This window comes from Chryseobacterium rhizosphaerae, from assembly GCF_003385455.1.
Classification (GTDB): Bacteria; Bacteroidota; Bacteroidia; order Flavobacteriales; family Weeksellaceae; genus Chryseobacterium; species Chryseobacterium rhizosphaerae.
The window spans coordinates 56,380-83,281 of record NZ_QNUF01000011.1 but is presented as its reverse complement, the minus strand read 5'-3'; the positions used below and the strand labels follow the sequence as shown (position 1 = coordinate 83,281).

General features: G+C 36.2%; 28 protein-coding genes. 17 read left to right on the top strand and 11 right to left on the bottom strand.

The annotated features are described in order from the left end of the window. Positions 1-291: 291 nt before the first annotated feature. The gene (locus tag DRF57_RS11530; protein ID WP_047487312.1) at positions 292-2,439 is read right to left on the bottom strand and encodes an endonuclease MutS2; all 2,148 of its coding nucleotides are present in this window, start codon (positions 2,437-2,439) and stop codon (positions 292-294) included. Between the two features lie 143 nt (positions 2,440-2,582). On the opposite strand from DRF57_RS11530, the gene DRF57_RS11525 reads away from it, so the two are divergent. Beyond that, the gene (locus tag DRF57_RS11525; protein WP_084086267.1) at positions 2,583-3,092 is read left to right on the top strand and encodes a GNAT family N-acetyltransferase; all 510 of its coding nucleotides are present in this window, start codon (positions 2,583-2,585) and stop codon (positions 3,090-3,092) included. Between the two features lie 78 nt (positions 3,093-3,170). Beyond that, a complete protein-coding gene (locus tag DRF57_RS11520) occupies positions 3,171-3,812 on the top strand; it encodes a uracil-DNA glycosylase (RefSeq protein ID WP_047487318.1) in 642 nt (213 codons plus the stop codon). Here the strand turns inward: DRF57_RS11520 and DRF57_RS11515 are convergent. Both DRF57_RS11515 and DRF57_RS11510 read right to left on the bottom strand, forming a co-directional pair. Then, entirely contained in the window at positions 3,799-4,302 is a 504-nt protein-coding gene (locus DRF57_RS11515; protein ID WP_084086265.1) for a hypothetical protein, read from the bottom strand. The two genes, DRF57_RS11520 and DRF57_RS11515, sit on opposite strands and share 14 nt — an antisense overlap. A gap of 15 nt (positions 4,303-4,317) precedes the next feature. Next, entirely contained in the window at positions 4,318-4,809 is a 492-nt protein-coding gene (locus tag DRF57_RS11510; protein ID WP_047487323.1) for a DUF456 domain-containing protein, read from the bottom strand. A 245-nt stretch (positions 4,810-5,054) separates the two neighbouring features. Between DRF57_RS11510 and DRF57_RS11505 the strand changes: the two genes are divergently transcribed. From DRF57_RS11505 to DRF57_RS11460, 10 genes are all read left to right on the top strand, one after another. Further along, the gene (locus DRF57_RS11505; protein ID WP_115918604.1) at positions 5,055-6,323 is read left to right on the top strand and encodes a mechanosensitive ion channel family protein; all 1,269 of its coding nucleotides are present in this window, start codon (positions 5,055-5,057) and stop codon (positions 6,321-6,323) included. 141 nt (positions 6,324-6,464) lie between these two features. Beyond that, on the top strand, positions 6,465-7,184 hold the full coding sequence (locus DRF57_RS11500; RefSeq protein WP_115918602.1) for a pyridoxine 5'-phosphate synthase: 720 nt from the start codon (positions 6,465-6,467) through the stop codon (positions 7,182-7,184). 100 nt (positions 7,185-7,284) lie between these two features. Continuing rightward, positions 7,285-8,064: an alpha/beta fold hydrolase gene (locus tag DRF57_RS11495; RefSeq protein WP_047487334.1), complete on the top strand. Its 780-nt coding sequence runs from the start codon at positions 7,285-7,287 to the stop codon at positions 8,062-8,064. Positions 8,065-8,179: 115 nt separating this feature from the next. Next, on the top strand, positions 8,180-8,419 hold the full coding sequence (locus tag DRF57_RS11490; RefSeq protein WP_084086262.1) for a microviridin/marinostatin family tricyclic proteinase inhibitor: 240 nt from the start codon (positions 8,180-8,182) through the stop codon (positions 8,417-8,419). A 41-nt stretch (positions 8,420-8,460) separates the two neighbouring features. Next, positions 8,461-8,679: a microviridin/marinostatin family tricyclic proteinase inhibitor gene (locus tag DRF57_RS11485; RefSeq protein ID WP_047487341.1), complete on the top strand. Its 219-nt coding sequence runs from the start codon at positions 8,461-8,463 to the stop codon at positions 8,677-8,679. Between the two features lie 75 nt (positions 8,680-8,754). Next, positions 8,755-9,711 carry an MvdC/MvdD family ATP grasp protein gene (locus DRF57_RS11480; protein ID WP_084086261.1) on the top strand — a complete coding sequence of 319 codons (957 nt, stop codon included), beginning with the start codon at positions 8,755-8,757 and terminating at the stop codon, positions 9,709-9,711. Further along, positions 9,704-10,708 (top strand): MvdD family ATP-grasp ribosomal peptide maturase, encoded by a 1,005-nt coding sequence (locus DRF57_RS11475; RefSeq protein WP_115918600.1) that lies wholly within the window; start codon positions 9,704-9,706, stop codon positions 10,706-10,708. Before DRF57_RS11480 ends, DRF57_RS11475 begins: the two co-directional genes overlap by 8 nt. Before the next feature lie 319 nt (positions 10,709-11,027). Beyond that, positions 11,028-12,041, top strand: a complete 1,014-nt coding sequence (locus tag DRF57_RS11470) for an NAD-dependent epimerase/dehydratase family protein (RefSeq protein WP_115918598.1) — start codon at positions 11,028-11,030, stop codon at positions 12,039-12,041. Beyond that, entirely contained in the window at positions 12,038-13,807 is a 1,770-nt protein-coding gene (locus DRF57_RS11465; protein WP_115918596.1) for an AMP-dependent synthetase/ligase, read from the top strand. Before DRF57_RS11470 ends, DRF57_RS11465 begins: the two co-directional genes overlap by 4 nt. A 148-nt stretch (positions 13,808-13,955) precedes the next feature. Further along, positions 13,956-15,014 carry a diphosphomevalonate/mevalonate 3,5-bisphosphate decarboxylase family protein gene (locus tag DRF57_RS11460; RefSeq protein WP_115918594.1) on the top strand — a complete coding sequence of 353 codons (1,059 nt, stop codon included), beginning with the start codon at positions 13,956-13,958 and terminating at the stop codon, positions 15,012-15,014. A 952-nt stretch (positions 15,015-15,966) separates the two neighbouring features. Here the strand turns inward: DRF57_RS11460 and DRF57_RS11455 are convergent. Then, a complete protein-coding gene (locus DRF57_RS11455; RefSeq protein WP_115918592.1) occupies positions 15,967-16,287 on the bottom strand; it encodes a GIY-YIG nuclease family protein in 321 nt (106 codons plus the stop codon). Positions 16,288-16,596: 309 nt separating this feature from the next. Between DRF57_RS11455 and DRF57_RS11450 the strand changes: the two genes are divergently transcribed. Together DRF57_RS11450 and gloA2 are read left to right on the top strand one after the other, a co-directional pair. Next, positions 16,597-17,037, top strand: coding sequence for a nuclear transport factor 2 family protein (locus DRF57_RS11450; protein WP_047487363.1), 441 nt, complete (start codon positions 16,597-16,599; stop codon positions 17,035-17,037). Between the two features lie 34 nt (positions 17,038-17,071). Next, complete coding sequence (gene gloA2, locus DRF57_RS11445; RefSeq protein WP_115918590.1) at positions 17,072-17,449, top strand: SMU1112c/YaeR family gloxylase I-like metalloprotein; 378 nt, start codon at positions 17,072-17,074, stop codon at positions 17,447-17,449. Positions 17,450-17,452: 3 nt separating this feature from the next. On the opposite strand, the gene DRF57_RS11440 is transcribed toward gloA2, so the two are convergent. Both DRF57_RS11440 and DRF57_RS11435 read right to left on the bottom strand, forming a co-directional pair. Next, a complete protein-coding gene (locus DRF57_RS11440) occupies positions 17,453-17,836 on the bottom strand; it encodes a DUF1634 domain-containing protein (RefSeq protein ID WP_047487366.1) in 384 nt (127 codons plus the stop codon). Next, positions 17,836-18,666 carry a sulfite exporter TauE/SafE family protein gene (locus DRF57_RS11435; protein ID WP_047487368.1) on the bottom strand — a complete coding sequence of 277 codons (831 nt, stop codon included), beginning with the start codon at positions 18,664-18,666 and terminating at the stop codon, positions 17,836-17,838. The genes DRF57_RS11440 and DRF57_RS11435 overlap by 1 nt, the downstream gene beginning before the upstream one ends. A gap of 85 nt (positions 18,667-18,751) precedes the next feature. On the opposite strand from DRF57_RS11435, the gene DRF57_RS11430 reads away from it, so the two are divergent. Together DRF57_RS11430 and DRF57_RS11425 are read left to right on the top strand one after the other, a co-directional pair. Continuing rightward, the gene (locus tag DRF57_RS11430; RefSeq protein WP_228450429.1) at positions 18,752-19,315 is read left to right on the top strand and encodes a DUF1543 domain-containing protein; all 564 of its coding nucleotides are present in this window, start codon (positions 18,752-18,754) and stop codon (positions 19,313-19,315) included. 24 nt (positions 19,316-19,339) lie between these two features. Continuing rightward, on the top strand, positions 19,340-20,452 hold the full coding sequence (locus DRF57_RS11425) for a 5-(carboxyamino)imidazole ribonucleotide synthase (protein WP_115918588.1): 1,113 nt from the start codon (positions 19,340-19,342) through the stop codon (positions 20,450-20,452). A gap of 60 nt (positions 20,453-20,512) precedes the next feature. Here the strand turns inward: DRF57_RS11425 and DRF57_RS11420 are convergent, their stop codons facing one another. The 4 genes from DRF57_RS11420 to DRF57_RS11405 form a co-directional block, all read right to left on the bottom strand. Continuing rightward, complete coding sequence (locus tag DRF57_RS11420) at positions 20,513-21,325, bottom strand: hypothetical protein (RefSeq protein ID WP_115918586.1); 813 nt, start codon at positions 21,323-21,325, stop codon at positions 20,513-20,515. A 76-nt stretch (positions 21,326-21,401) separates the two neighbouring features. After that, positions 21,402-22,067, bottom strand: coding sequence for an SH3 domain-containing protein (locus DRF57_RS11415; RefSeq protein WP_157969887.1), 666 nt, complete (start codon positions 22,065-22,067; stop codon positions 21,402-21,404). A 41-nt stretch (positions 22,068-22,108) separates the two neighbouring features. Continuing rightward, the gene (locus DRF57_RS11410; protein ID WP_115918582.1) at positions 22,109-24,232 is read right to left on the bottom strand and encodes a cation:proton antiporter; all 2,124 of its coding nucleotides are present in this window, start codon (positions 24,230-24,232) and stop codon (positions 22,109-22,111) included. Positions 24,233-24,238: 6 nt separating this feature from the next. Beyond that, positions 24,239-24,802 (bottom strand): hypothetical protein, encoded by a 564-nt coding sequence (locus DRF57_RS11405; RefSeq protein WP_115918580.1) that lies wholly within the window; start codon positions 24,800-24,802, stop codon positions 24,239-24,241. A 188-nt stretch (positions 24,803-24,990) separates the two neighbouring features. On the opposite strand from DRF57_RS11405, the gene DRF57_RS11400 reads away from it, so the two are divergent. Then, complete coding sequence (locus DRF57_RS11400) at positions 24,991-25,923, top strand: alpha/beta hydrolase (RefSeq protein WP_115918578.1); 933 nt, start codon at positions 24,991-24,993, stop codon at positions 25,921-25,923. Here DRF57_RS11400 and DRF57_RS11395 read toward each other — a convergent pair. Then, positions 25,920-26,840: a DMT family transporter gene (locus DRF57_RS11395; RefSeq protein ID WP_115918576.1), complete on the bottom strand. Its 921-nt coding sequence runs from the start codon at positions 26,838-26,840 to the stop codon at positions 25,920-25,922. The genes DRF57_RS11400 and DRF57_RS11395 overlap by 4 nt on opposite strands. Between the last annotated feature and the right edge of the window lie 62 nt (positions 26,841-26,902).

The window sequence follows — 26,902 nt, the reverse complement described above, 5'->3', positions numbered from 1 at the left end:
GCTGTTTTACAATTTTACTTATTTAAAAATAAACTAATAGAAATATAAACTTGCTTTTAGTTTTTTTTAAAACTAGTTGTTAATTAGTGTATTATATGAAATATTGTATTTGGGAAACACCTGTTGTCAGATCATTTCCATTAATAGACATTAATGTGGTACCCTTCATTTTATAAGAAAAATAGAAAATATGAAATAACGTACAAAAAGAAAGAGAGCATCTCATGATGCTCTCCATTAGTTATTTTAGATTAATTTTCAAATTCTCAAATTAACCCATTCTCCAATTGATTAAATTCTTTCAAGTTCCTCTGCGTCAATGGTCGTTTTGAAAGTTCCGTAATTGACAATTACTTTGTTTCGGGATATTTTTTCAATGGTCCCTACACTGGTACTTCCTGTGATGCGGACACGTTGCCCTATTTTCATCCAAACAGCACGGTCACTTTTACGTTTCTCCTCCAGTTTTTCATTGGTTTCAGCAATCTTTTCAATCACATCTTCCTTTTTAAGCTGTTGGGTAATCTTCCTTTTGACCACCTGAAGACGTTTTGATTCGTCTTTGTCAGCACCTATTTTCCTGAACTTTTCCTGCTCCAGAAGCTTTACAAAGTCCTTTACAACATCCTTCCTTGATTTCCCTTTTGTATAGCTGTCTATGAACGCCTCAATTTTGTTTCCAAACTGAAGTTTACGGTGTTCCTCTTCATAGAGCTTCTGGAAATTAAAGAGCTTTTGCTGAAGCTGCTCATTCAGCTTCTGAAGGTTATCACGCTTATCTTCTACAGACTCTTTTCTTTCCGCAAGGTCAGATTTTAGTTTTTCAACCTCAAATTTTTCCTGCTGCAGCTTCACAATGGTCTTATCAAGATTCACAATATCATGTTCCACTTTTTTCTTTGCAGAATGAATAATGAATCTTGGAATTCTATTTTTCTCAGCAACTTCGAATGTGAATGAACTTCCCGCTTGTCCCACTTCCAATTTATACATGGGTTCAAGGGTTTCTTCATTAAACAGCATAGCTGCATTTTCAGCATTGGGAAGCTGTTCTATTACCAGCTTAATGTTGGTATAGTGAGTGGTAATAATCGCAAAACTTTTCTTGTCGTAGAAATACTCCATGAAACTTTCAGCCAAAGCACCTCCCAATTCCGGATCAGAACCTGTTCCAAACTCATCAATCAGTAAAAGAGTGTTCGCATCAGCCTCGCGGATGATTCCGGACATTTTTTTTAGTCTCGATGAATAGGTGGATAGGTGGTTTTCAATGGACTGGTTATCACCGATATCGGTCATCATTTTCTCAAAGAAAAACATTTCAGACTTCGGATGAACAGGAACCAGAATACCACTCTGAATCATCAGCTGTAATAATCCAACTGTTTTTAACGTAATTGATTTTCCTCCCGCATTCGGGCCGGAAATACAGATAATTCTGTTGTGTTCCGTTAAAGCCAGAGTTTGAGGATAGATTGTTTTGTTTTCTACCTTATTTCTTAGCCATAATAAAGGATGGAAAGCATCCCTTAGTTTTAAGGTCTTATGGCGGTTAATTTTTGGTAATACCCCGTTAATTAAGTCTGCAAACTTTGCTTTAGCTCTTGTAAGGTCAAGATCAAAAATATAAATCTGGTACCTCCAAAGCTGAGGTTGAAATTCTGCCAGCTCACCAGTAAGTTTTCTGAGAACCCTGTCTATTTCTTTTTTTTCTTCCTCTTCACTTTCCCGAAGTTTGAAGTAATGTTTTACAACACTGTCCGGCTGAATATACGTAATGGAACCTGTTTTTGAAATCCCTAATGTTCTGCCGGCAACTCTCTTTTTAAATCCCGATTTTACGGCAAGAACTCTTTGATCATCAATAATGGTCTCCCGGATATCGTCCAAAAAATCACTTTGTCCATAGGTGGTAAGGGCACGGTTGAAATTTTCCTGAATGGCTTTTTTAGCATGCTGGATTTCTGTTCTCAGTCCTTTTAAAGCGGGAGAAGCCTCACTTTTTACTTCACCAAAACGGTTGAAAACTTTATCTACCTTCTCAATGATCTCTTTCTTAAACTCCAGTACAGAAACATCTTCTATAAGGGTAGGGAAGGTTTCCGGCATGGTAGGGAAGAACTTCTGAAGCCTTCCGATTTGTTCCGTGATGGTTTTGATTTTAATGAAAGCACTGTTTTCAAGACGGTAATTTTCAATCAGCATTAATTTCAGCTCATTTTCAATATCTTCATATTCATCAAACGGAATTGCATTTGAACTTTCAAAACTCGACAGATATTCTGACGTTTTTTTCAATGAAAGCTCTGCCTCGTCTATTTCCATCGGACGAAGTTGAAGAATTTTCTCTCGTGTTTTCGGAGAATACGCAAGGGGGGAGATTTCCGCGAGTAATTGCGGAAACTCTAATTCGTCTAAATCTTCTTTATCTATATACACACTGCAAATTTAGTGAGAAAATGTGAATGTCATACGGTGGTAATTTGAAAATGAGCTAATTTGAGAAATTCACAATGGAGAATCAGAAAGGTTTTCCGGGCAAAAAAGTTTTTAATTGATGACGAGTTTAATACATTTGAAGAATGAAACTGGAAACCGAACGATTAATTTTAAAGGAAATCAATGAAAGTCACGTAGAAGATATTTTACGGATCCGGAGCAATGAACTGATCAATCAATATGTTAAAAGGAATTCACCCAAGACCAACTATGACGCTTTAGAATTTATTTTAAGCATCAGGAAAAGAACTCAGGATAAAGAGATCATTTTCTGGGGAATTTCTTATAAAGACCAAAAGAACCTTATCGGAACCATTTGCCTTTGGAAATTCTCTGAAGACCGGAAAACGGCGGAAGTAGGATATGAGCTGCTTCCCGATTATCATAAAAAAGGAATTATGAGCGAAGCTTTGAAATCTGTTTTAAATTTTGGATTTAATGACTTAAATTTACAGGAAATTTTGGCTTTTACCAATCACCAGAATGAAAGTTCTAAGGGATTGCTTTTAAAACATAAGTTTGCTTTAAAAGAAAACAGAACAGATGAAAAGAATCTTGAAAATGTAATTTTTAGTCTGAAAAAAGCCCGCTAGTTTATCAGAAATGTCTTTTGATAGATCAGCAAATGTAAATAATCAAATTAACTCATTTTCAAATAATCAGATTGAATTATGACCTGGACAGAAATTTTAGCCCCGATAAAAAATACAGAATACTTTAAAACCCTATGGGAAAAGGTAAAAAATGAATATGCGACTACTAAAGTTTTCCCTCCGAAAGATCAAATTTTCAGAGCGTTAGAATTGACCTCGTTTGAAGATATTGAAGTGGTGATCATTGGACAGGATCCTTATCATAATGACAATCAGGCTAATGGATTGTGTTTTTCTGTTTCTGAACAGGTGACTGCTCCGCCTTCCCTTAAAAATATTTTTATCGAATTAAAAGATGATTTAGGAGTGGTAAGAACTTCTAAGGAACTGGATGATTGGGGAAAACAGGGCGTGCTGCTACTGAATGCAACATTGACTGTTCGTGCCCATACTCCCAATTCACATAAAGATCTGGGTTGGGAAAAGTTTACCAATTTTATCATTAAAGAAATTTCAGATAAAAAAGAGAATGTAGTTTTTGTATTGTGGGGAGCTTTTGCACAGAAAAAAGCCGAACTCATAGATCCGGCTAAACATTTTATCTTGAAATCGGCGCATCCGTCGCCATTTTCTGTCTACAGAGGTTTTTTTGGAAGTAAGCCTTTCTCAAAAATTAATGAGTATCTTGTTTCCAAAGGTAAAAAGCCTATTTCGTGGTAGTCCCTGATGGGCTTTCGGTTGTTTTGATGCTGATCCCTATTTTATATTTTCCCATGGCAGCCTTTAACCCATCGCTTGCCGCTTTAGGATAGGGAGTTACTTCCTGCAATGTAATGGTGTATCCGTTAAAATCCGCTGACTGGTGATAGTTTCTTGCAGGATGATCCATGCTGGCAAGGTTTAAAATCACGGGTCTTGTTGTAGTACCCATTACTTCCACCTGTGCAAGAGCAACCCCGGCCCAGATACAGTTTACTCCTTCAGGACAGCGGCTGTCTTCTGAAATGCCCTTGAAGGTAACATTCATCTGATACTCTTTAAGGAACTTATTTTCCCCTTCATTGAAGTAGATAATATCTCCTTTTTGATCCGGAGTTTTGGTATTGGAACTCATTTCAGAAGTTTTTGTTTCTGTTTTTGTTTTCTTTTGGGCATCGCATCCTGTTAATGCGAGTATTCCAAGACTGAAGATAAGGGCTTTATGGAACATAGTTTCTTTTTTTATTTAAATAATATTAAACATATTAAGTAATACCACCAAAAACATTGCCACACCCACTACAAAACTAAAACCCGTTCCATAAATGAACCCAATAAGGGCTCCTTTGGTGGATTGCAGTGCTTTGTTCATATCCTTACTGTCATGAAGCAATTCTCCAATGAATACTCCGGCAAACATCCCGATCAGAAAACCTAACGGAATAGGAATAAAGATTCCTACAATAGTTCCGATGACAGAACCAATACTTCCCCAGCGTGTTCCTCCGTATTTTCTGTTGGTTTTTGCAGGAATTACATAGCTCAATACCACTGACGCAGCAGTAAGAATTCCAAATGCCCAGATATAAATCATCGAAAGATCTGCATCAGTCCCAAATTTGTAAATCAGAAGTCCGCAGATACTTAACAGCAGTCCCGGAAGAACCGGAAGAAAAGTTCCTAAAATCCCGACAAACAATAAAACAAGGCAGAGAATATTAATAATTGTAGTATCCATTCCTAAAAAATATAGATGCAAGATAAAAAAAGTGGCCTTATAAAAAGCCACCTTTATATTTTAATTAAAAATTTTATTACAGATTTAAGATAGCATATTCCGGGATAAGTTCTGCTTTCTCAATATTTGCTGTCGCATTGATTGGGATATTTTTTTACCGGATATTTACTGAAGAATATTTTTTGGGATGAAAATTGATGATGAATAGTAAAAATCGTCATTCTTATTTTATAAATTTGCTGTCAATGAAAGATGACCTACAAGAAACCAAAAACTATTTGCAGGAATTAAGCGAACAGTTATATAATTATATCACCCAGATTTCTCCCACCGGGTTAGACTGGATTGTTCATATCATTGTAAAACTGGCTTTGCTTTGCGCCGTATTTTTGATTGTAGATTTTGTTTTAAAATTTGTTATCAATTTTATCTTTCGTTTATTTCATGACCAGACAAAATTCCCGATTTTAAAATCTATATATCAGTCTAAGATCACCAATTCGGTAGCTCATTTTGCCGCACTGATTATTGTGGGAGCATTGCAGGGGTCTATATTTCCTGAAGGTGCTCTTCCGAAAACAACAATTTTCATTATAAGATGTGTGAATCTGGGGCTGGTAATGATACTTGCCGGAATGCTTTACAGATCACTCACTGCATTCAGGAATTATTTTGCAATCAAGCAGGATTTTTATAAAATAATGGCGCTGAATGCCCTTTCGGAAACGGTTAAGATTCTGGGGATTTTTATATTCACAGTGGTAGGGATCTGTGTGGTTTTTGGAATAAAAGGAACTACGATTGTAGGAAGTTTGGGGGCTATCACAGCTGTTCTGGTACTTGTTTTCAGAGATACAATTCTGGGATTTGTAACGGGCCTTCATGTAGCGACTTCTAAAAATTTAAAAGTGGGTGATTGGGTAAGCATCCCAAAATACAGTATTGAAGGGAATATTACTGAAATAAGCCTCTTAACAACAAAAATCACCAATTTTGATAAAACGGTTTCTACCATTCCTACCTATGATCTGCTGACCACGGAAATTAAGAACCTGCAGGTAATGTCTGAGTCCAACACAAGAAGAATCAAGAAATCTATTTATTTTAATATCAATTCTTTCAAGTTTCTGGGAGAGGAGGATATTGAACGGTTGAAAGAAGTTAATCTTATTTCCAACTATCTTGAAGAAAAAAGTGCTGAGATCAAAAGGGAAAATTCAAACCTTGAACATCAGGATAAAGTAGTGAATGGAAGACAGCTTACCAATATCGGAGTTTTCAGATATTATGCACAGAAATACATAGAAAACGATCCTGATATTGATAAAAACGGAACCAGAATGGTTCGTCAGCTGGATATAACTCCACAGGGGCTTCCTCTTGAGGTCTACTGTTTTGCCAATGATTCCAAGTGGGAGCGCTTCGAACAGATTCAGGCAGATATTTTTGACCATTTGCTGGTTGCTTCAAAAGAATTTGATCTTCAGGTGATGCAGGTAAGTATTAAAGTATAATAAGGAGAAGCTGGAAATTGATCAATTGGTTTTTAGAATCTTACTTGAAAAAATATAATAAAGAGTTGGAATGAGAAGTCAACCTTAGTATAATAGGTTAGTCTGACCTCTGATATCTAACATCTAACATCTTAAATAAAAATGACAAAATTAAGCGTAAACATTAATAAAATTGCGACATTAAGAAATGCGAGAGGAGGCGAAACGCCAAGTGTTACCGAAGCAGCTATAAAAATCCAGGAATTTGGCGGGCAGGGAATTACAATCCACCCAAGGCCGGATGAAAGGCATATTACAAGAAAAGATGTCTATGATTTGAAACCACTGGTTACGACTGAGTTTAATATTGAGGGAAATCCACATCAGGATTTCATTGATATGGTGCTGAAAGTAAAACCGGAGCAGGTAACCCTGGTTCCTGATGCTGATGATGCTATTACCTCTAACGCAGGGTGGGACACGAAAAAACACCTTGATTTTCTTACGGATATCATCACAGAATTTAAAAATGCAGGAATCCGTACCTCTGTTTTTCTGGATCCATTACCTGAATTGGTAGCGTATGCCGCAAAAACGGGTGCAGACAGAATTGAACTGTATACCGAAGCTTATGCTAAAAATTATGTAACCAATAAAGAACAGGCGATCCAACCTTATTATGATACTGCGGTTGCAGCTACAGAATTTGGACTGGGAATTAATGCCGGACATGATTTAAGCTTGGATAATCTGAAATATTTTGCAGATAATATTCCGAACCTCCTGGAAGTTTCCATCGGACATGCTTTAGTTTCTGAAGCGCTTTATATGGGATTGGAAAATACGGTTCAGGCTTACTTAAAGAGACTGGCTAAGTGGTAAAAATAGATACAGGATGCTAGATGTGAGATTTTAGACCAAAATATTGTGTCTGAGCTGCTTATCTGGAATCTGAAATCTGAAATCTATTATCTTAATAAATATGGAAATCTTAAACTCAAAAATATTCGGCGAAAACTTAACAGCTACGCCACTTTTAGTATTTCATGGATTGTTTGGAATGCTTGATAACTGGGGAAGCTTTGGAAAAGACCTTGGTGAATTTCTTCCGGTACATCTGATTGATCTTAGAAATCACGGACGAAGCTTTCATTCGGAAAGTATGTCTCATGATGATCTGGCAGACGATATTGCCCACTATATGGATCATTACGGAATTCAGAAAGCTCATGTTTTAGGGCATTCTTTAGGAGGAAAAGCCGTGATGCAGTTTGCCTTAAAATATCCTGAAAGAGTAGAGAAATTAATTGTGGTGGATATTTCTCCAAAGGCTTATCCTCCACACCATCAGGGAATAATAAAAGCATTAGAAACGGTAGATTTTGATACGGTAGGTTCAAGAAATGATGTTGAAGCGGTTCTAAGCCAATATATTCCGGAAAAGTCTACTATTCAGTTTTTAACCAAAAACCTGTATTGGGATGATAATAAGAAGCTCAACTGGAGATTCAATCTAAAGACTTTATCTGAAAAGTATAGTGAATTTGTTTCTAATGCAGTCAAATTTGGGGTTTTTGAAGGAGATACCTTATTTATTGCCGGCGACAAATCCAATTATATCTTACCACAGGATGAATATGGTATTAAGCAGCAGTTTCCGAAGGCAACGGTTGTTACTGTTAAAAATGCAGGACATTGGGTGCAGGCAGAGAATCCTGTAGATTTTGCAAAAGTTGTCAAACAATTTCTTGGATTGAATTAAAAGTTTACATCGTTTTTGTTGTTTATGTTAAAATTTTATTAAAATAATGGATTATTTCTCCATGAGTTGAATTTTTTTGTACTTTGGTTTATCAAAAAAATAAAATTATTAACTTATGGAAAACAAGAATTCAAAGAAGAAGCCATTTTTCGCATCTTTCTTAGAAAAACAGATTAAAGATCCTGAAACAGTGACAGGAGGGGCTATTACTTCAGTAAAACTGGATAATGTTACTTCAGTGATCAAGGATCATATTACTACTGCAGCTCTTGAAGATAGTGTTACATTGCCGGGGCACGATCACGTAACAATGAAATATCCGTCTGATAGCGATGAAGCCGGGGAGGAATTATAATTCAAACAAAACCATTATATCAAACCAAAAACTAAATCATTATGAATAACAAAGATTCAAAAAAGAAGCCGTTTTTCGCATCTTTCTTAGAAAAACAACTTAAAGATCCAGAAACAGTAAAAGGAGGACTGGAAATTACAATTCCTGAAAGAGATGTGATTACAAAACCGGTGATCGATACGGTAACATCTGCACTGAAGGATATGGAACACACTATGAAATACCCTTCTGATGGTGATGATGATGCTTTAGAAGTATAAGTAATAGAACAGAACAAAACTATAGTAAGGGGAAGCTTAAAACATTAAGTTTCCCCTTTTAATAAAAACCGGCTCATGATTCTCTGTATTACCCACTCACAGGATTTCTATAATATCGATCTCTTTTTTGAATACCTTAATTCTAAACATATTCCTTATTTCAGACTGAATTCTGATAAAATGAATCATTTTCAGAAAATCAGCATCAATGAAAATTCATTCGAACTGACAGATGAATCGGGGAATACTCTTCACTCTGATGATGTGAAAGGGGTCTGGCATAGGAAAGCCTGGAAAATAAGTGTTCCTGAAGAACTGGATGAAGATTATGAAAAGATTTTCCTGAAAGAATACGGAAGCCTCCGATTTAATCTGATGACTGTTTTAGAAAATATTCCGTGGATCAACCCTTCTGAAAAAGAAAGAAAAATTGACGGAAATAAAATGTTTCAGCTTAAAATCGCCCAAAAGAATAATCTGACCATCCCCAAAACAATATTTTCCAACGATGAAGAGAAGATCATTGCTTTTTTTCATGAGTACTGTAACGGAAAGGCCATTGCAAAACTTCATAGTGTAGTGGTAAAGGCAATGGGTGGCGAAGGCCAGATTTCCACGACTATCATTGAAGAAGATACCCTTATAAATATTTCTGATATTGCGTACTGCCCCATGATTTTTCAGCCTTATATCGATAAAGAATATGAGCTGAGAATAATATATGTGGATGGAGAGTTCTTTACAGGTAAAATTAACAACAGTGAGAATGTGGATTGGCGTGTCGCTCATGAAAGTTATTTTTGGTCCGCCTATGAATTACCGGAAAATATCAAAAAAGATATCCATGCCATGATGCAGGAAATGGGGCTTTATATGGGAGCTATTGATATGATCAAAGGAAGAGATGGTAGCTACTACTTTCTGGAAGTGAATCCACAGGGAGAATGGGGAATGTTGCAGAAAGAACTGAACTTTCCCATCGCACAGAGAATTGCCGATAATCTTATAAAAAGAATCAGTTTCCATGGATAAAATTTTAATTATAACACATACTGCAGATAACTTTTCAATTGAAAAAGTAACAGAATATATTGGGAAAAATGGCTGTGAAGTCATTCGTTTTGATGTAGACTTATATCCTTTACAAAATAAACTGTCCACTGTTTTTCAGGATGGAGAATGGGTAAGTATTCTTGAGACCCAGGAGGTGAAATACCGTTTAGACGATATTGCCGCAATCTGGTACAGAAGAGCTTACAATATTGGAAAAGGATTAAGAGACGAGCTGGAAGCTAAATTTTACGGAGCTGCAATGGGAGAGATCCGCAATACTATTTTTGGCTTTATTGAATCTGTAGATGTCTATTCATTAGGTAAACCAAGTGTCTACAGAAGACTCGACAGTAAAGAAGAACAGTTGAAAGTAGCAGATAAAATAGGACTTAAAATTCCTGAAACCTGCCTGACCAATAATCCTGAAGAAGCCAGAAAATTTATTCTTAAACATCAGAATGTAGTGGCTAAAATGCAGACCGGCTTTGCCATCTACGAAGACGGTGTAGAAAATGTAGTTTTTACAAATGTTGTCAGTGAAGACAGACTGGAAGAGCTGGATTCTCTTTTATATTGCCCAATGCAGTTTCAGAAGATGATCGAGAAGAAAAAAGAACTCAGGGTGACAATTGTAGGAAGGGATGTGTATGCCTTCGAGGTAGATTCCCAACAGTTTGAAGATTCAAAAGTAGACTGGAGGAAGGATGGTGTGAATCTGATTGATAAATGGGTGAGAACGGAACTTCCGGGAGATGTGGAAGAAAAATTATTAGAACTCTTAGATGTATACAATGTTGACTATGGGGCAATAGACATTATTGTTTCCCCTGAAGATGAGTACTTCTTTATCGAAATCAATGCAGCTGGAGAGTTTTTCTGGCTTGATAATCTTACGGAAGAAAATCTTATCTCTAAAAGTATAGCAGATGTTCTCTGCGACAAAGCTCCAAGAAGAAATAATATGGTTACGGCATAAAAAGAAAGAGATATTTTTCCAATAACTGTCATTCCTTAGAAATCCAAGCTATAAGATTTTAAAATAGCTTATCCGGATTTCTAAGGAATGACAATTTATTTCCGGGACTTTTACCTCCCTTGTATTTGGAGAATAATTCAACGGTATTTGGTCCTTTTATGATCTCCAGAATGATAATATTGGTTAAATTAAGTTGAATTATGCTTTAAAAATCGCAAATTTGCAGAAGCGGTTTTTCAAAACATTTTTGCAGAAGAATGAAGAATTGCCGGATAGAAAATATTGTCATATTTTAGTCAGCAATCAAGTAACATAATTAATGGTTTTTGTAACGGGTGCTACCGGAATTCTGGGGAGAATACTTGTGTTGGAACTTCTTAAAAGAGGTAAGAACGTAAGAGCTTCCAAAAGACCGGGCAGCAATTTAAACGAAGTAAGGCATTCATATAGCTTTTATACTGAGAATCCTGATGATTTTTTTAATAAGATCGAATGGATAGATGTAGATTTTAATGATCTCAATACTCTTCAGGCCGCTTTAAAAGGAGTAGAAGAAGTGTATCACTGTGCCGCAAAAGTAAGCTTTCATCCCAAAGATGAAAAAGAAATGTACCATACCAATATCAAAGGGACAGAAAACCTGTTGTTTGCCTGTGAAGGATCTGATGTGAAAAAATTTCTGCACGTAAGCTCTGTTGCTGTTTTGGATAATTTTAATGAAAAAGGGGAACTGGATGAAGATTCTGATTTTAATCCGAAAATTGAACATTCTGCCTATGCTATTTCCAAACATCTATCTGAAATGGAAGCCTGGAGAGCTTCTGCAGAAGGACTCAATGTAGCTATCCTCAATCCGGGAATGATCATTGGAAGCGGAAACTGGAACCAAAGCAGTGGAGAGCTTTTTTCTACCTTTGCTGATAATGGTTTTACCTTTGCAGGAGGTTCAGCTTATGTAGATGTAAGAGATGTGGCAAATATTGCTATAGAATTGCTTAAGAATAATATTTTTGGAGAACGGTTTATCATTGTTTCTGAGAATAAAAGATTTACGGATCTTGCGAAACAAATCAGAACAAGGCTAGGTCTTAAAGATGCTAAAGTACTTCAGGAATCGCTATTGAATCTTGGAAGAATAGCTAATATACTTCTCGGATGGCTGATTCCCAAGCTGAAGATGGTGACCAAATCAAATATTGAAGCGATATCCTCATTCAACACTATTTCCAATCAAAAAATAAAAGATAAACTGAAGTATCAGTTTATTCCTGTACAAGAAAGTATAGACTTTCACCTGAACAATTATATTAACGACAAAAAGCTGAAGAAATGAATCTGGCAGAGGCAATTATCCTTAAAAATGTAGAAAAACATCCTATAAAAGCTGCTATAGGCTTTAAAAAGAAAGATGAGGCCTGGAAAGAGCTGAGCTGGCAGAAATTCAGTGAAATTATTTTTAAAACAGCCAATGCTCTGAAAGAAGCAGGAGTTCAGGAAGACGATAAAGTGGCTATTTATTCAGACAATTCTTCTGAATGGATGATCTGCGATTTGGCGGCAATGTCTATCGGAGCGGTGACAGTTCCCATTTATTCAACAAACAACGCCGAACAGGCTGAATATATCATTAATGATTCCGGTGCTAAGGTTGTCTTAGTAGGAAACCAGGCTCAGTATGACGCCTGTCTGGAGATTCTGCATAAAGAAGAGAATCATCTTGATACCATTATCATTTCCAAAAAATCGGTGTGGATCAAGAAAGAATTCAATAGTTTTTACCTTGAGGATTTTATAGCGAAAGCTTCTCCGACACTGGAAATATGTAAGAGAGAATATGAAGATACAGCTACGCTGATCTATACTTCCGGAACAACCGGGACACCTAAAGGCGTAATGCTTACCCATGGAAATTTTATCAAAGCCTTTGATTCTCACTTTGAGTTTTTTAAGTTTAAAAACTTTGAGGAAGAACTTTCATTGGCATTTTTACCTTTAAGTCATGTTTTTGAAAGAAGCTGGAGCCTGCTGTGCCTTTATGGAGGTGCAAGGGTCTATTTCCTTGAAGATCCGAAAAATGTTGCTAAAGCACTGGAAGAAGTGAAACCTACCACCATGTGTGCGGTACCGAGGTTTTTCCAGAAAGTATATGCAGGAGTATTGGAAAAAGCAGAGGAAGGTTCATCATTTAAGAAAAAAATCTTTGACTGGGCCTTGAAAACAGGATGGGAAACTGCAGAATTGAGAAGAAATGAAAAAGACATTCCTTTTGGGCTGAAGTGTAAGGAATCTGTTGCAGATATGCTGGTCTTCAGTAAAATAAAAGAGAAAATGGGTGGCCGATTGTGGTTTCTGCCTTGTGGAGGTGCTTCCTTATCCCCTGAAGTAACCAAATTCTTTGAGTCTGTAGGAATCCATGTAACAGTAGGGTATGGATTGACAGAAACGACGGCTACTTTAACACTCTTCCCTTTGACTCATTTCGAGCATGGTACCAGTGGGAAACCACTGCCTGGAGTAGAGCTCAGAATTGGAGAAAGCGATGAAATTCAGGCTAAAGGAAACGGAATCATGAAGGGGTATTACAACAGACCTGAAGAGACTCAGAAAGTTTTTACTAACGACGGATGGTTCAAAACGGGTGATGCCGGGAAACTTGATGACAAAGGGAACCTGATCATTACAGACCGAATCAAAGATCTGATGAAGACGTCCAATGGAAAATATATTGCTCCACAACAGATTGAAAATCTTCTGACCAATAATAACTTTATACAGCAGATCATGCTGGTTGCAGAGGGAAGACAGTTTGTTTCCGCATTGATTGTTCCAAATTTTGAATTCCTGCAGGACTTTATCAAGAATAATAATATTCCCTTTACAAGCTGGGAAGAGATAGTAACCAACGAAAAGGTGATTAACTTTTATAAAGATAAAGTGAAAGAATTGCAAAGCCATCTTGCCGACTATGAGAAAGTGAAAAAATTCACCTTAATGCCGGCGGAATTTGACATCAATACAGGAGAAATTACACCTACATTGAAAGTCAAAAGGAATGTAGTCCTTAAAAAATATGCAGATATAATTGAGAAAATGTATTAATTGTATAGACACTTTATTTTCAAAAAATCCCTGGTTTTCACGTATATCCTAATGGGAGGCGTAAGAATTTTCCTTCTCTGAAAAGGGGACAAATCGAGGATTTGACGGAAGCGTTAAAAAAATCAAGTCTTATTACTTAAAATAAACGATGACAACACAAGAATTTATAGGAAATCCAAACTTTACGATTCAATCACAAACTGTTTCAGAAAGCTGTCCATCTAATATTGCCCTGATTAAGTATTGGGGAAAATATGAGAATCAGATTCCTGCTAATCCGAGTATCAGTTATACTTTAAACCACTGTAAAACGAATACTTCCATGGAGTTTGTAGCTGCTGAGCCTTTTTCTGTGCAGACTTTTCTGGCAGGAAATGTGGAAGTGAAGTTTGCCGAAAAAATTGAAAAATATTTCAAAAATATTGAGCAGTATTTACCTTGGATCTTAAAAGGAAAATATATTATCAGAACAGAAAATACATTCCCGCACAGTTCAGGAATAGCGAGTTCAGCTTCAGGATTTGGAGCTATTGCTAAATGCCTGATGGTATTAGATGAAATGTTTACAGGAAAAACTTCTGAAGAAGGATCCTTAAGAAAGGCTTCATTCTTAGCCAGGTTAGGAAGCGGAAGCGCATGCAGAAGCCTATATAACGGATTGGTGGTTTGGGGAGAAACAGATGAGGTTGAGAATAGTTCTGATCTATTTGCTGTACCTTATCCGGATCATGAGATTCACGATACTTTCAAAAGTTTTAATGACTGGGTTTTATTAATCCATGAGGGGCAGAAAAGTGTTTCTTCTACAGTGGGACACGGTTTAATGAAGACCAATCCATATGCAGAAAGAAGATTTCAGGAAGCAAGAGAAAATTTTGTTCCGATGAAAGAGATCCTGAAAAGTGGAAACATGGACCAGTTTATTAAATTGGTTGAACATGAAGCGCTTACTCTTCATGCGATGATGATGATGAGTGATCCTGCTTTTATTCTGATGAGAACCGGAACACTGGAAGTGATCAATAAGATTTGGGATTTTAGAAAAGAAACCGGATTATCTTTATTCTTTACACTGGATGCCGGGGCCAATGTTCACCTTTTATTCCCAAATAACGGAACTGAAGATAAAATAAAAACATTCATTGAAGAAGAGCTGCTGCAACACACCCAGAAGAATGGAGTAGTAAAGGATGTGATGAGGTTTTAGAAAATAGATCATATTCAAAAAAGTGGGCCTTAGCTCACTTTTTTTATTGACTAAACTTATTGATATTCCTATCAGTGCTTTGTCATTCCGTAGGAATCTAAACCATGTAAATAAACATCGCATTCAATATGATATTCTTTCATACTTTAAAATTAAGAAGCTGGGATTCCTACGCAATGACAAACTGAATGTTTTATTTTTATGTAATAATGAAAAAATAAGTTTCTATCAGATTGTAATTATATATTTATCAGTGCTTTGTCATTCCGTAGGAATCTAAACCATGTAAATAAACATCGCATTCAATATGATATTCTTTCATACTTTAAAATTAAGATACTGTGATTCCTGCGGAATGACAAACTGAATGTTTTATTTTTATGTAATAATGAAAAAATAAGTTTCTATCAGATTGTAATTATATATTTATCAGTGCTTTGTCATTCCGTAGGAATCTAAACCATGTAAATAAACATCGCATTCAATATGATATTCTTTCATACTTTAAAATTAAGATACTGGGATTCCTACGGAATGACAAACAGAATGTTTTGTTTTTATATAAATGATGAAAAATAAGTTTTTATCAGATTGTAATTATAGATATTCCTATCAATGCTTTGTCATTCCGTAGGAATCTAAACCATGTAAATAAACATCGCATTCAATATGATATTCTTTCATACTTTAAAATTAAGATACTGTGATTCCTACGGAATGACAAACAGAATGTTTTGTTTTTATGTAAATGATGAAAAATAAGTTTTTATCAGATTGCAATTATATATTTATCAGTGCTTTGTCATTCCGTAGGAATCTAAACAAGATAAATAAACATCCCAGTCAATATGGTCCTCTTTTTATACTTTAACACTAAGAGATTGCATTCTTACGGAATGAGAAGACTATAGTTAAATTTCTATTACCCGAATTTATCACTTGAAAACATTGCTTAAAACCAATGTTCAAACAGGTAATTCAGAAACTCTAAATTCGGGTTTATTTCTCTTATTAGTTCCAGCTTTTTTATCCTTGGCCAGCTTTTAATCTCTTTTTCTCGTTCAATTGCATGGTGAATCCAGCTATATTTTTCGTAATAAATCAAAAACTCAACGTTATATTTTGCTGTAAAACTGCCTGGGTTTTTCTTTGTTTTATGTTGGTATAATCTTTTATGAAGATTACCTGTAACTCCCGTATAGAGAACGGATCTATGCTTATTGGTGAGAATATACACATAGAATGTATATATCCCTTCTGAAAATCCTATCATTTGTGTATTTGTTTTTTATGTTGTTATAGGATTCTATAGAATCCTATAACGGTTTATAAATATAATAAACAATACTATATTCTTTTATACTTTAAAATTAAGAAGCTGGGATTCCTACGGAATGACAAACTGAATGTTTTATTTTTATGTAAATGGTGAAAAATAAGTTTTTATCAGATTGTAATTATTGATATTCCTATCAGTGCTTTGTCATTCCGTAGGAATCTAAACCATGTAAATAAAGGAAGCAAAGGATAATATATTCTTGAATTTTTCTTACTTTTATTCAACCAATTAATCCATCATCACATGAATAAAATTGCCGGAATTCTTCTATTATTAGGCGCTTTTTGTTTTGGTCAACAGAATCAGGACATTGAGAAACCTATTCGAAATTTGTTTCTTGGCATGAAGAATGCGGATCCTGAGCTGCTGAAATCTGCTTTTTCCGAAAATGCAGTTCTTCAGACAATAGCCAAAGACGGAACCGTAAAAAATGAAAGTATTCAGGATTTTATAGCATCTGTTTCTAAATTTTCAACAGGAGACCTGGAGGAAAGGATTCTAGTAGATGCTGTGCATACAGATGGAAATCTGGCAAGTGTATTCACTCCTTATTCTTTCTACCTGAAAGGCAAATTTTCCCATTGCGGAGCCAATAGTTTTCAGCTTGTAAAACAAAATAGCGACTGGAAGATTCAGTATGTTATCGATACAAGAAGAAAAGACAATTGCAGAGAAATAAAATAATAAAGCCTAATTATACAACGATTAAAAAATATAAATGAAGATCCATCATATTGCAATTATCTGTTCAGATTATTCCGTTTCAAAGAAGTTTTATACGGAAATTTTAAATTTAAATATCATCAGGGAAGTCTATCGTGAAGAAAGACGGTCTTACAAACTTGATCTGGCGATTGGAGATCATTACGTTATTGAGCTGTTCTCTTTTCCTGATCCACCTCAGCGCCCTTCACGCCCTGAAGCTTGTGGCCTGAGACATCTTGCCTTCTCTGTTGAAAATGTTACAGAAAAGCGTAATGAATTAGTGCATAAAGGATTAAATTGTGAAGAGATCAGGATCGATGAATTCACAGGAAAAGAATTTTTCTTTACCCAGGATCCGGACCAGCTGCCACTGGAGTTTTATGAAATATAAAGATTAGTGAGCGTACCCTGCAAAAAAGCTTACAGCCATTATGGCCAAAACAATAGAGGAAATGACTACATATACGTAGTCTTTTTCTTTTAGGTAACCTATTAAAGCGAAGACGATCCTCATTAAAGGAGTAAAGATCAACAAAAGGATTCCCAGCTGAATAATAGCCATTCCTTCCCCTTTGCATAAAGAAGTCCAAAAATGTCCCCATACCTTTTCTGAAGAGTTGCCAATATCCAGAGAGGTGTATTTTTTGGGCATTTCAAAACCTTCGGTAAAAAGCTTGATGAAACCGACCAATGAAGTAGCCACAGATAGAATAACACCTAGTCTTAGAAGATTTCCTACGGAACGGTTCAGATCTACGTCTGTAAAATTCTTTTTCATTATCTGAAGCTTTTATTGATACCGTTATACATCATATAAATGGAAAGGATCGTAATCACAATGGCAAAAAATACTTTTAGTTTTTTAGTTTTTGAAACCATCAATGTTTTTGAACCAATAAAACTTCCTATGACCACACCTATCAGTACGGGAGCTACGATAACCGGGATGATTTCTCCTCTTTGAAAATAAATCAGGGCACTGGCTACTGCCGTTACTCCAATCATAAAATTACTGGTGGTTGTAGAAACTTTGAAAGGCAGTTTCATCATATTGTCCATAGCCAAAACTTTCAAAGCTCCGGAACCTATTCCTAAAAGTCCGGACATGGCCCCTGCAAACATCATCATCAAAAATCCAGGAACTGTATTTCTTGCAGAATAGCTTTTTAAGATTCCTTTATCAGGAAAAGTTCCGTAAAGTTTTAACTTGTCTTCGAGACTTCCTTTTATGAGTGGTTCCTGGTGGTCAGGTTTTCCTTTAAGATTTAAAACAACCGTCAGAAGCAGAATACTTGCGAAAATAATTCCAATGGTATTGGGATTAAGCATTCCTGAAACTAAGGCTCCGATAATAGCCCCTGCCGTGGTGGCAATTTCGAGGAACATCCCGATTCTCATGTTGGTAAAACCTTCTTTTACAAAGGCTACTGCTGCACCGGAAGAAGTCCCGATCACCGAAATGAGGGAAGCGCCGATGGCATAATGCATTGGAACGCCAAAACCCAGCGTTAATAAAGGAATGATGATAACTCCCCCTCCTAAACCCGTAAGTGAACCTAAAAGACCAGCGGAAATTGCGCCAAGGAAGAGTATGATGATTTCTGACATACTACAATTAATGTTACAAATATAAAATTATTGTAGTAGTCTGCCAAACATTTGAAAAAGATAAATTTAACGTATTTTTGTATGCATGAAAAATGAATTGAAATTATTTTATGTTATCCTGGGGGCTACGCCTAAAGGAAGAAACATTGAACAACACGATGTATTTTTCGGAATTGCCGAAAGCCTTAAAGATTTGGTTCCTGATATGAAAGACTTCTGGAAGGAAGCAGAAGGTAAGATACATATTGATTGTCATCAGGAGGTTAAGTTTGCAGATGGATATGAAGTACAGATTGTTGAGAAAGGAGAAAAGGCATCTGAAGAACAATTGTATTTTCTTAATTTAGGAGGATATAAGAGAGGTTTTTTTGAAGAATTTCATGAACAGCATCTGATGGTTGGCTCCTCTATGGGAGAGATTATTAAGAGGGCAAAAGCCACCGAATTTTATCAGACGATGGGATTTGAAGGAGCTGTAAGCCATGTAGATGATAAACATGGAGTAGATATAGATGATATCTTCAATGTGAATGATATCCTTCCTCTGAAAATGAAAGAAAAATATTCTATAGTTCTTAAAAAAACTGAGGCAGAGAATCAGGAAAACCCAATGGGACTTGGATACTTAAAAATTGATAAAGTTCAATAAGAATAAATCTAATAAAAATAAAAAATGAAAATAGGAATTCTGGGAGGCGGACAGCTGGGAAGAATGTTGATACAGAGTGCTCTGAAATATGATGATGAGTTTTATACATTGGATCCCGCATCTGATGCACCATGTCATAATATTTCATATTTCACACAGGGAAACTTCAATGATTATGAAACGGTTCTGAACTTCGGAAAAGATAAAGATGTGGTTACCATTGAAATAGAACATGTGAATGCGGATGCTTTGGCAGAACTTGAAAAGCAGGGAATAAAAGTAGTTCCTAATGCGAGTATTATCAAAACCATCCAGCAAAAAATCCTTCAAAAAGAATTTTATAAAGCTTACGATATCCCAAGCCCTGAATTTCAGATTGTCTGGAACAGTGATGAAAAAATCATGATGCCCCTGCCGTTTGTTCAGAAAATGAATACGGGAGGTTATGATGGAAAAGGGGTACAGGTGATCAAAACGGAAGATGATTACCAGCATTTATGGAAGGATGCCTCTGTGATCGAAAGCCTTGTGGATATTGATAAAGAATTATCTGTAATTGTAGCCAGAAATGAAAAAGGAGAAACCAATATTTTTCCTGTAACGGAAATGGTTGCTGATCCCAAGTTGAATCTACTGGATTTTAATGTATGTCCGGTTCTTCTTACTGAAGATGTTCAATCCCAGATTGATTCTATTACTGAGAAATTTTTAAATGCTGTTAATTCTCCGGGATTATTTGCTATTGAATTGTTCTTAGACAAAGAAGGAAAAATTTGGGTTAATGAAACGGCTCCAAGACTGCACAACTCGGGACACCAGAGTCAGGAAGGAAATACCAATTCACAGTTTGAGCAAATGTACCGTGTGGTAAAGAACTTACCATTGGCGGATACAGACGCTATTACCTATAGCGGTATGCTGAATCTGGTAGGAGCAGAAGGATATGAAGGAAAAGTAGTATACGAAGGAATGGAAGATGTCCTTAAGTTACCAGAAACCTACATCCATTTATATGGAAAAACCGAAACCAAACCTGGAAGAAAAATGGGACACATCAATGTGTTGGCAGATTCCAGAGAAGAGCTTATGGAAAAGCTTGTCATGGTGAAAGGAATGGTGAGAGTGATTTCAGAATAACTGAATTGAAATATATAAAAATAGCTGTAGAGAAAACTACAGCTATTTTTTTGTTTATATCTAAGGTTTTTTAACTATTTCTATACTATCCTTTTTGTAATTGTATTTCATATAAGTTCCTAATGCAGGAGAGTAAATAGAAAATTCTTCCAGTTTTGTAAGCGGAGCATAAAGTTTAAAAGTACAGATATCCGTAGCTGAAATAAACGGGTTGGTTTTTAAATGACTATGAGTAACCATTGTTGCTATACTTCTATCTCCCATTGTTGCCTGAGCAGGCACTAGTCTTGAATGAATTTTTTGATTAGAAATAATCTTTCCTTTATTATCTGATACAAAAAGATAATCATTTCCAAACGGAATGATTCCGGATTGAGAAGTTCCTGAAATCAGATATATTTTATAATTTTCCTTAAATGGAATAAGAATCAGGTTCAGACTATATCCTTGTGGTAATGCCACTTCATATTTGGGATCTGACAATTGCGGAATGACCACAGAATGAATGTTCTTTAGAGTACTTTCTGTACTGTCCAGTTCTCTTTGTGTAAAGCTTTCTTTTACAGGTGATTTCTGGTCGTTTTTAAAGTCATATTCAGCGATGATTTTACTTTGGTCTTTATTAAGAAAAACTGTTTTTATGATATCCTTTGACTGATAGGTTAGGTAGCTTCCCATATTCTCACGGAGTTTAGGGTTAGTGTTAGCCAGATCACTGGCATGCCATGAGGCATTTTCATGGGAGAAAAGTAAATTAGCCTCTGTTTTGATGGAGTCTAGTTTCTGCTGAAGTTCTTTTTCAGAATATTTAAGATCCTGTGCAAAGGTAATAGCTGGTATAAAGATGAAGAAAAATTTGATAATTTGTTTCATGAATTATTTTTGCGGCAAAATACAAAATTGAAACTAAAGTCTAATGCTCATTAAAAGATCTAGCTTGGAAACCAAATTAAAAAGGAATCTCCAAAGTTCTTCCTTTATATTCCCCTTTCTCAATAGTGAAAAGGGCTACATAGGTGCCGGCACCATCAGAATTTAACATGGATATGTATAAGATATCATTGGTATGGTCATAATAACAGGTTGTAGATTTATTATTGATCTCGAACAGATTTTCAATCTCTTTTGCAGGAATTTGAATGATTTTGTTTCCCATTTGTGCAGTAATAGAAATATAGTGTGTCTTAGGAATGGTACCGTCTATTCCCCAAACTTGCTGCTCTTTATAGAAATCTCCATACAGTGTTGAAGAAAAATCTTTTTCATTTTCCTTAAAATTAAATGTTCCGGAAACAATATTTACTTTAATATTTCCTGATTTAAAGATTGCTTTGTTTGCATCACGTACAGTGGGGGGAACAGCCTGATAAGATTTTATATATTTCAGTCTTGAATTGTGAATGTAACCATTGCTTACATTAGCCCAATTCTTATTGTCATCTTCAAATATATAGACGATTTCATCCGAATTGATCTTTCCAATGATTTTACTGTTGGCATCTGCATTTTCCCTTACATTTACATAGCCGTCCTTATCTACAATCTTTGCAAACTGCGCAAAAGAAAGCTGTACCCCTAAGGTTGCTGTTAAAAGGATTATCTTCTTTGTTTTCAATATTGTTTTAAAGACTAAAAGCATGGCTAAACTAGCTGGTATTATTTAAAGATGTTCTGAATCACATTTCCTATTTCCACAAAGTCTCCATGGTTTCCTACGGAGCGTATTTCGGGGCTGTTTTTATCATATTCTGAGAATGGAAAAATCAAAAGATAATTATTGTCACTCAGATTTCTGTTTAAAAGTTCAGGAATTAATCTCATTCGCGGAATATAAGACTTCATACCGCGTTTGGCCATCAAGATAATTAAAGCTTCATCATCCTTAAGCTGGGCAGCTGTTTTTTCACCGTCCTGCCATGTGCTCATGATAATGAATTCTGCTTCTATACTGGCTTTCTTCATGATTTTCTGAAGAATATCAATAATGTTTTCAGGGGCATAAAAAACCATTGTTGCCCCGGAATTTCTGGCAATATTCCAAACCCTTAAAAGTGCATGGAAGAATCCAGCATCTTTATGGGCATTTTCAGGAATCATCACAGCATACCTTTTGATTGTAGAGAGAGGCTGTGCTGCATGGTATACCAATACATTCACATCATCATTCTGAAGGTAACCATTGTATAGATTATAGACAAAAGACGGGGAGAATCCCTTCTCATCTTCTAATCCAATAATAAGATCTGTAATTTTCTGTTCTTTAATTACGTTGTTGACCCCATTGATAACATCATTGTCGTACCTTTTTAAAGCCTGTAATTTAACATCTGCCGCTGCCGCCGCATCTGTAGCCTGATGAAGAAGTTTTTCCGCATTTTTTACAGAAGATTCATTCTTATCTTCATTAATTACATTTAAAGCAAACAGGTCTTCCGTGTTAGAGTGGGCTTTTATGAGGATTCCAAGATTGACCATTCTTTCAACAGTTTCTTCATGGTTGATGGCTAACAGTATATTTTCATCTTCATGGCTGTTCCCTGAAACGGTATCTTCATTATCCGTTTCTGCAATTTTCTGGGCACTTGCCATAGAAATGAAAGAGGAAATGGTACAGGAAATAAGAATCAGTAAAATACTTCCGTTCAGTACATGCTCATTCAATAATCTTACGGGTTCTCCAGTCTCGGTTTCGGAGAGGATAATATTATAACCTACCATTACCGATGCCAGTGTGGCGGCCGCTGAAGCAGAACTTAGTCCGAAGATCAGTTTTCCTTCTTCTTTAGTCAGTCTGAAAGTTTTTTGAGTGGCTACAGCGGAAAGATATTTTCCTCCAATGGAGGCTACAAGCATAATTCCGGCTACCTCCAGCGTTTCCCAGCTTTTAAAGAAAACCTTAAAGTCGATCAGCATTCCAACACTGATCAGGAAGAACGGAATGAAGATTGCATTTCCTACAAATTCAACTCTGTTCATCAAAGAAGAGGTGTGAGGGATAAGCCTGTTTAATGCCAATCCGGCAAAGAATGCACCGATAATAGCTTCTACACCGGCTAGCTCAGCAAGCATAGCGGCCAGATAAATCATGACCAGTACAAAAATATATTGCGAGATTTTATCATCCACCCTTTTGAAAAACCAACGTCCTATAATAGGGAATACAATAAGTACAATAAGGGCAAAAACCACAAAAGAAACTGATAGTTTTACCCAAAATTCAGTACCTACATCTCCCTGTGACATTCCAACGATTACGGCAAGAACCAATAAAGCCAGAATATCTGTAATCATTGTTCCTCCAACGGTAATATTAACGGCCTTATTTTTTGCAATCCCCAATTTACTTACCAATGGATAGGCGATAAGGGTATGAGAAGAAAAAAGACTGGCAAATAATATCGAAGTCAGCATCGAGAAATGAAGGAGATAATAACCGCCTAAATATCCTAAAACAAATGGAACAGTAAAGGTATAAAGTCCAAAAGTAAGGCTTTTCCATTTGTTCTTTTTAAAATCACCCATGTCGATCTCCAGTCCGGCCAGAAACATGATGTAGAGGAGTCCGGTAGTTCCCGTAACTACAATGCTGCTGTCCCTGGACAGTACATTGAAACCATTAGGTCCTATTATGGCTCCGGCAATGATAAGCCCCAGCAGATGTGGAACTTTAATTTTATTCAATAATAGTGGCGCTGCAAGGATAATGACCAGTACCAACAGGAACTTCAGTACCGGATCTTCTATAGGAAGACTCAGATTATGTATACTCAATAACATCATAGGTGCTTATTTTGTGGAACGTACTAACTCAACAGAGAACTTGGCACTGCAGCCATCAGAAGTAATGGTTCTGGTTCCCTTGATTTTGTTATCGGAAATATCGTTAAGAAGGACATTCATTTCTACATTCTTTTTTGCTGTAGAATCTGTCTTAAAAGATAATTTGATCTCATTATTTTCAAACTTACCGGCATAAAGTCTTACCAGATTGTTATTGTTGATAATTTTTGTGATCGGCTGGGTAGAATCATTATCAAATTCCCAGATATCTGTACGCTGATCACCTACCGCATAATCACTGCAGTTGGATTCTGTACAGATTACTTTTCCGTTCCATGATCCTGAAATTTCTGCCGGCCATACTGCTGTTTTTACCGAATCCTTTTTAGCAAAAACACTGTCTCTCATTTTAAGAAGTGACTGATATTCGGATTCTTTTTTGGCGAATATCTTCTCCTTTTCGAGCAATTGTTTTTCTCGGTCTGTCAGGTTTTTTTCTTTTTCTTTAAAGTCACAGCTGATCAAAAGTAAAGAGGCTGCCAGAAGGACAAAAAATGTGTTTTTTAGCATATTGTGTAGGTTGAGTATAACAATATAAGGAAAAAAGGGGAAATGTGAAAAATATCCTCAGGTAAAAGATGGCTTCCCTACAATATAATAAATAAAACATTGGTGGTTTCCCTGTCATTATTTGTTCATAATAGTTATTACTTTTGATTAATGGGAACTATTTGATTTAGGAACTAAAAATTTAAAAAATGAAAAATATTTTTCTTTTCCTGTTCTGTTCAGTCAATATGCTATTGGCACAGGAAGCAAGCTCCGCTAAGGATAAGCTGCAATCTGTTTTGCTTTGGGAAAAAATTCCGGATGGACCAGGCCCAGCAGGTGAAAATAAAGCATCCCCAAAAGGTTCATTAACTCATATTGCTGTTCCCCAATTAATCATTCATGAACCAACAAATCCCAATGGAATTGCCATATTGGTGATAAGTGGGGGAGGTTATGCCCATATTGAATCAGGATCAGAAGGTTATCCGACCGGAGAGTGGCTGAAGTCACTGGGAATTACAGCATTTGAATTGGAATACAGGCTTCCCGGAGAAGGATGGGCAAGTAATATGGTCCCATTTCAGGATGCTCAGCGCGCGTTAAGAATAATCAGAAGCAATGCGGACAAATATAAAATTGATCCCAATAAAATAGGGGTACTGGGATTTTCTGCGGGAGGGCATTTGGCGGGATATATTTCCTCTACGTTTAATACAGCGTATTATTCGCCACAGGATGCTATGGATTTAGTTTCGGCACGACCTAATTTCACGGGCATGATTTATCCCATCGTATCTATGTTGCCACCTAACAATAATACCCATTCATTTAAATCTTTATTGGGAAAGAATGGGGATGCAGAGAGCGAAGCCAAACTTTCAGTTGAAAAGCAAGTGGGAACTCAGACACCTATGACCTTTTTAGCACAATCTGAAGACGATCCTATTTCTCCGGTAGAAAACAGTATTCTCATGTATCAGGCACTGAAAAATAATAAAGTTCCGGCAGAAATGCATTTATTCCAGTCAGGGGGCCACGGTTGGGGGTTAGGTAAAAAAGGGACTAATACTGAAGAATGGCCGAAATTCTTTTTAAACTGGCTAAAAATAAATGGTTTTTTAAAAAATGGAGACCATTAGATGCTTGCCGCTTTTTCTATCTTTTTCTTTTTAAACATTTCAGGTCTGTAATTGATAATAAAGACACCACAGATAATTAAGGCCGTTGCAATAATAAATTTAAAAGAAATCTTTTCATCCATAATCAGCCATCCTAAGAAAATAGCAATAATAGTATTGATATAGGCAATAATAGAAACCTGTACCGGAGAGATCTTTGTTAATGCATAATGGAATGCAAAAAAGGCAGCTACCGAGCCAAAAACAGAGAGGTATAACATAGCAGAGATACTCTTTAAAGTCCAGTTTTCAAAGTTGTAATTTTCTGAAAAAATAAAGGCGAAAATGATCTGAACGACTCCCGCAAAGAGAAACTGATAAAATAGGTTCAGGGTGATATTTCCGCTTTGAATATTCATTTTTTTGGTAAAGATTGTTCCTGAAGCCCATCCTGAAATAGCACAGAAAAGGAAAATCATTCCTGTCCTGTATTGGGGGTTGGCAAGATCTTTAAGGCCGTCCCAGAACACAAAAAGTATACCGCTGAAACATATCAAAACACCAGCCATAGCCCTAAAACTGAATTTTTGCAGGCCAATGGCAAGACTTCCTAAAAACACCAGAATAGGAGCACAAGCACTAATTAGAGAAGCCAGACTGCTGGTAACGCTTTCTTCAGCTACTGTAACCATTCCATTGGCTATAACCAGAATTAGGGAAGCGAAAATAACTTGATACCCCAGATTTTTCCATCCAATCCACTTAAATTCCTTTCGGGAAAGGAGAATAAAAAGCATGATAATAGAAGCAAAAAGTTGACGGATTCCTGCAACAAACCACGCGGGAATAGTTTCTACTGCGACACGAATGGCTAAAAATGTAGTTCCCCAAACAATAGCAACAGTAAAAACGGCAAAAATGAGTTTATAATCTTTCAAGGGTAAATAAGGTGTGATTGACAAATTTACCGGTTTTTAAATAAACGGGATGGGCACAGTTA

What these genes read in the sequence shown, in the direction of transcription:
- DRF57_RS11525 (WP_084086267.1), top strand. Translation starts at nt 2,583, where the DNA reads ATGAAACTGGAAACCGAACGATTAATTTTAAAGGAAATCAATGAAAGT.
- DRF57_RS11520 (WP_047487318.1), top strand. Translation starts at nt 3,171, where the DNA reads ATGACCTGGACAGAAATTTTAGCCCCGATAAAAAATACAGAATACTTT.
- DRF57_RS11515 (WP_084086265.1), bottom strand. Translation starts at nt 4,302, where the DNA reads ATGTTCCATAAAGCCCTTATCTTCAGTCTTGGAATACTCGCATTAACA.
- DRF57_RS11510 (WP_047487323.1), bottom strand. Translation starts at nt 4,809, where the DNA reads ATGGATACTACAATTATTAATATTCTCTGCCTTGTTTTATTGTTTGTC.
- DRF57_RS11505 (WP_115918604.1), top strand. Translation starts at nt 5,055, where the DNA reads ATGAAAGATGACCTACAAGAAACCAAAAACTATTTGCAGGAATTAAGC.
- DRF57_RS11500 (WP_115918602.1), top strand. Translation starts at nt 6,465, where the DNA reads ATGACAAAATTAAGCGTAAACATTAATAAAATTGCGACATTAAGAAAT.
- DRF57_RS11495 (WP_047487334.1), top strand. Translation starts at nt 7,285, where the DNA reads ATGGAAATCTTAAACTCAAAAATATTCGGCGAAAACTTAACAGCTACG.
- DRF57_RS11490 (WP_084086262.1), top strand. Translation starts at nt 8,180, where the DNA reads ATGGAAAACAAGAATTCAAAGAAGAAGCCATTTTTCGCATCTTTCTTA.
- DRF57_RS11485 (WP_047487341.1), top strand. Translation starts at nt 8,461, where the DNA reads ATGAATAACAAAGATTCAAAAAAGAAGCCGTTTTTCGCATCTTTCTTA.
- DRF57_RS11480 (WP_084086261.1), top strand. Translation starts at nt 8,755, where the DNA reads ATGATTCTCTGTATTACCCACTCACAGGATTTCTATAATATCGATCTC.
- DRF57_RS11475 (WP_115918600.1), top strand. Translation starts at nt 9,704, where the DNA reads ATGGATAAAATTTTAATTATAACACATACTGCAGATAACTTTTCAATT.
- DRF57_RS11470 (WP_115918598.1), top strand. Translation starts at nt 11,028, where the DNA reads ATGGTTTTTGTAACGGGTGCTACCGGAATTCTGGGGAGAATACTTGTG.
- DRF57_RS11465 (WP_115918596.1), top strand. Translation starts at nt 12,038, where the DNA reads ATGAATCTGGCAGAGGCAATTATCCTTAAAAATGTAGAAAAACATCCT.
- DRF57_RS11460 (WP_115918594.1), top strand. Translation starts at nt 13,956, where the DNA reads ATGACAACACAAGAATTTATAGGAAATCCAAACTTTACGATTCAATCA.
- DRF57_RS11455 (WP_115918592.1), bottom strand. Translation starts at nt 16,287, where the DNA reads ATGATAGGATTTTCAGAAGGGATATATACATTCTATGTGTATATTCTC.
- DRF57_RS11450 (WP_047487363.1), top strand. Translation starts at nt 16,597, where the DNA reads ATGAATAAAATTGCCGGAATTCTTCTATTATTAGGCGCTTTTTGTTTT.
- gloA2 (WP_115918590.1), top strand. Translation starts at nt 17,072, where the DNA reads ATGAAGATCCATCATATTGCAATTATCTGTTCAGATTATTCCGTTTCA.
- DRF57_RS11440 (WP_047487366.1), bottom strand. Translation starts at nt 17,836, where the DNA reads ATGAAAAAGAATTTTACAGACGTAGATCTGAACCGTTCCGTAGGAAAT.
- DRF57_RS11435 (WP_047487368.1), bottom strand. Translation starts at nt 18,666, where the DNA reads ATGTCAGAAATCATCATACTCTTCCTTGGCGCAATTTCCGCTGGTCTT.
- DRF57_RS11430 (WP_228450429.1), top strand. Translation starts at nt 18,752, where the DNA reads ATGAAAAATGAATTGAAATTATTTTATGTTATCCTGGGGGCTACGCCT.
- DRF57_RS11425 (WP_115918588.1), top strand. Translation starts at nt 19,340, where the DNA reads ATGAAAATAGGAATTCTGGGAGGCGGACAGCTGGGAAGAATGTTGATA.
- DRF57_RS11420 (WP_115918586.1), bottom strand. Translation starts at nt 21,325, where the DNA reads ATGAAACAAATTATCAAATTTTTCTTCATCTTTATACCAGCTATTACC.
- DRF57_RS11410 (WP_115918582.1), bottom strand. Translation starts at nt 24,232, where the DNA reads ATGATGTTATTGAGTATACATAATCTGAGTCTTCCTATAGAAGATCCG.
- DRF57_RS11405 (WP_115918580.1), bottom strand. Translation starts at nt 24,802, where the DNA reads ATGCTAAAAAACACATTTTTTGTCCTTCTGGCAGCCTCTTTACTTTTG.
- DRF57_RS11400 (WP_115918578.1), top strand. Translation starts at nt 24,991, where the DNA reads ATGAAAAATATTTTTCTTTTCCTGTTCTGTTCAGTCAATATGCTATTG.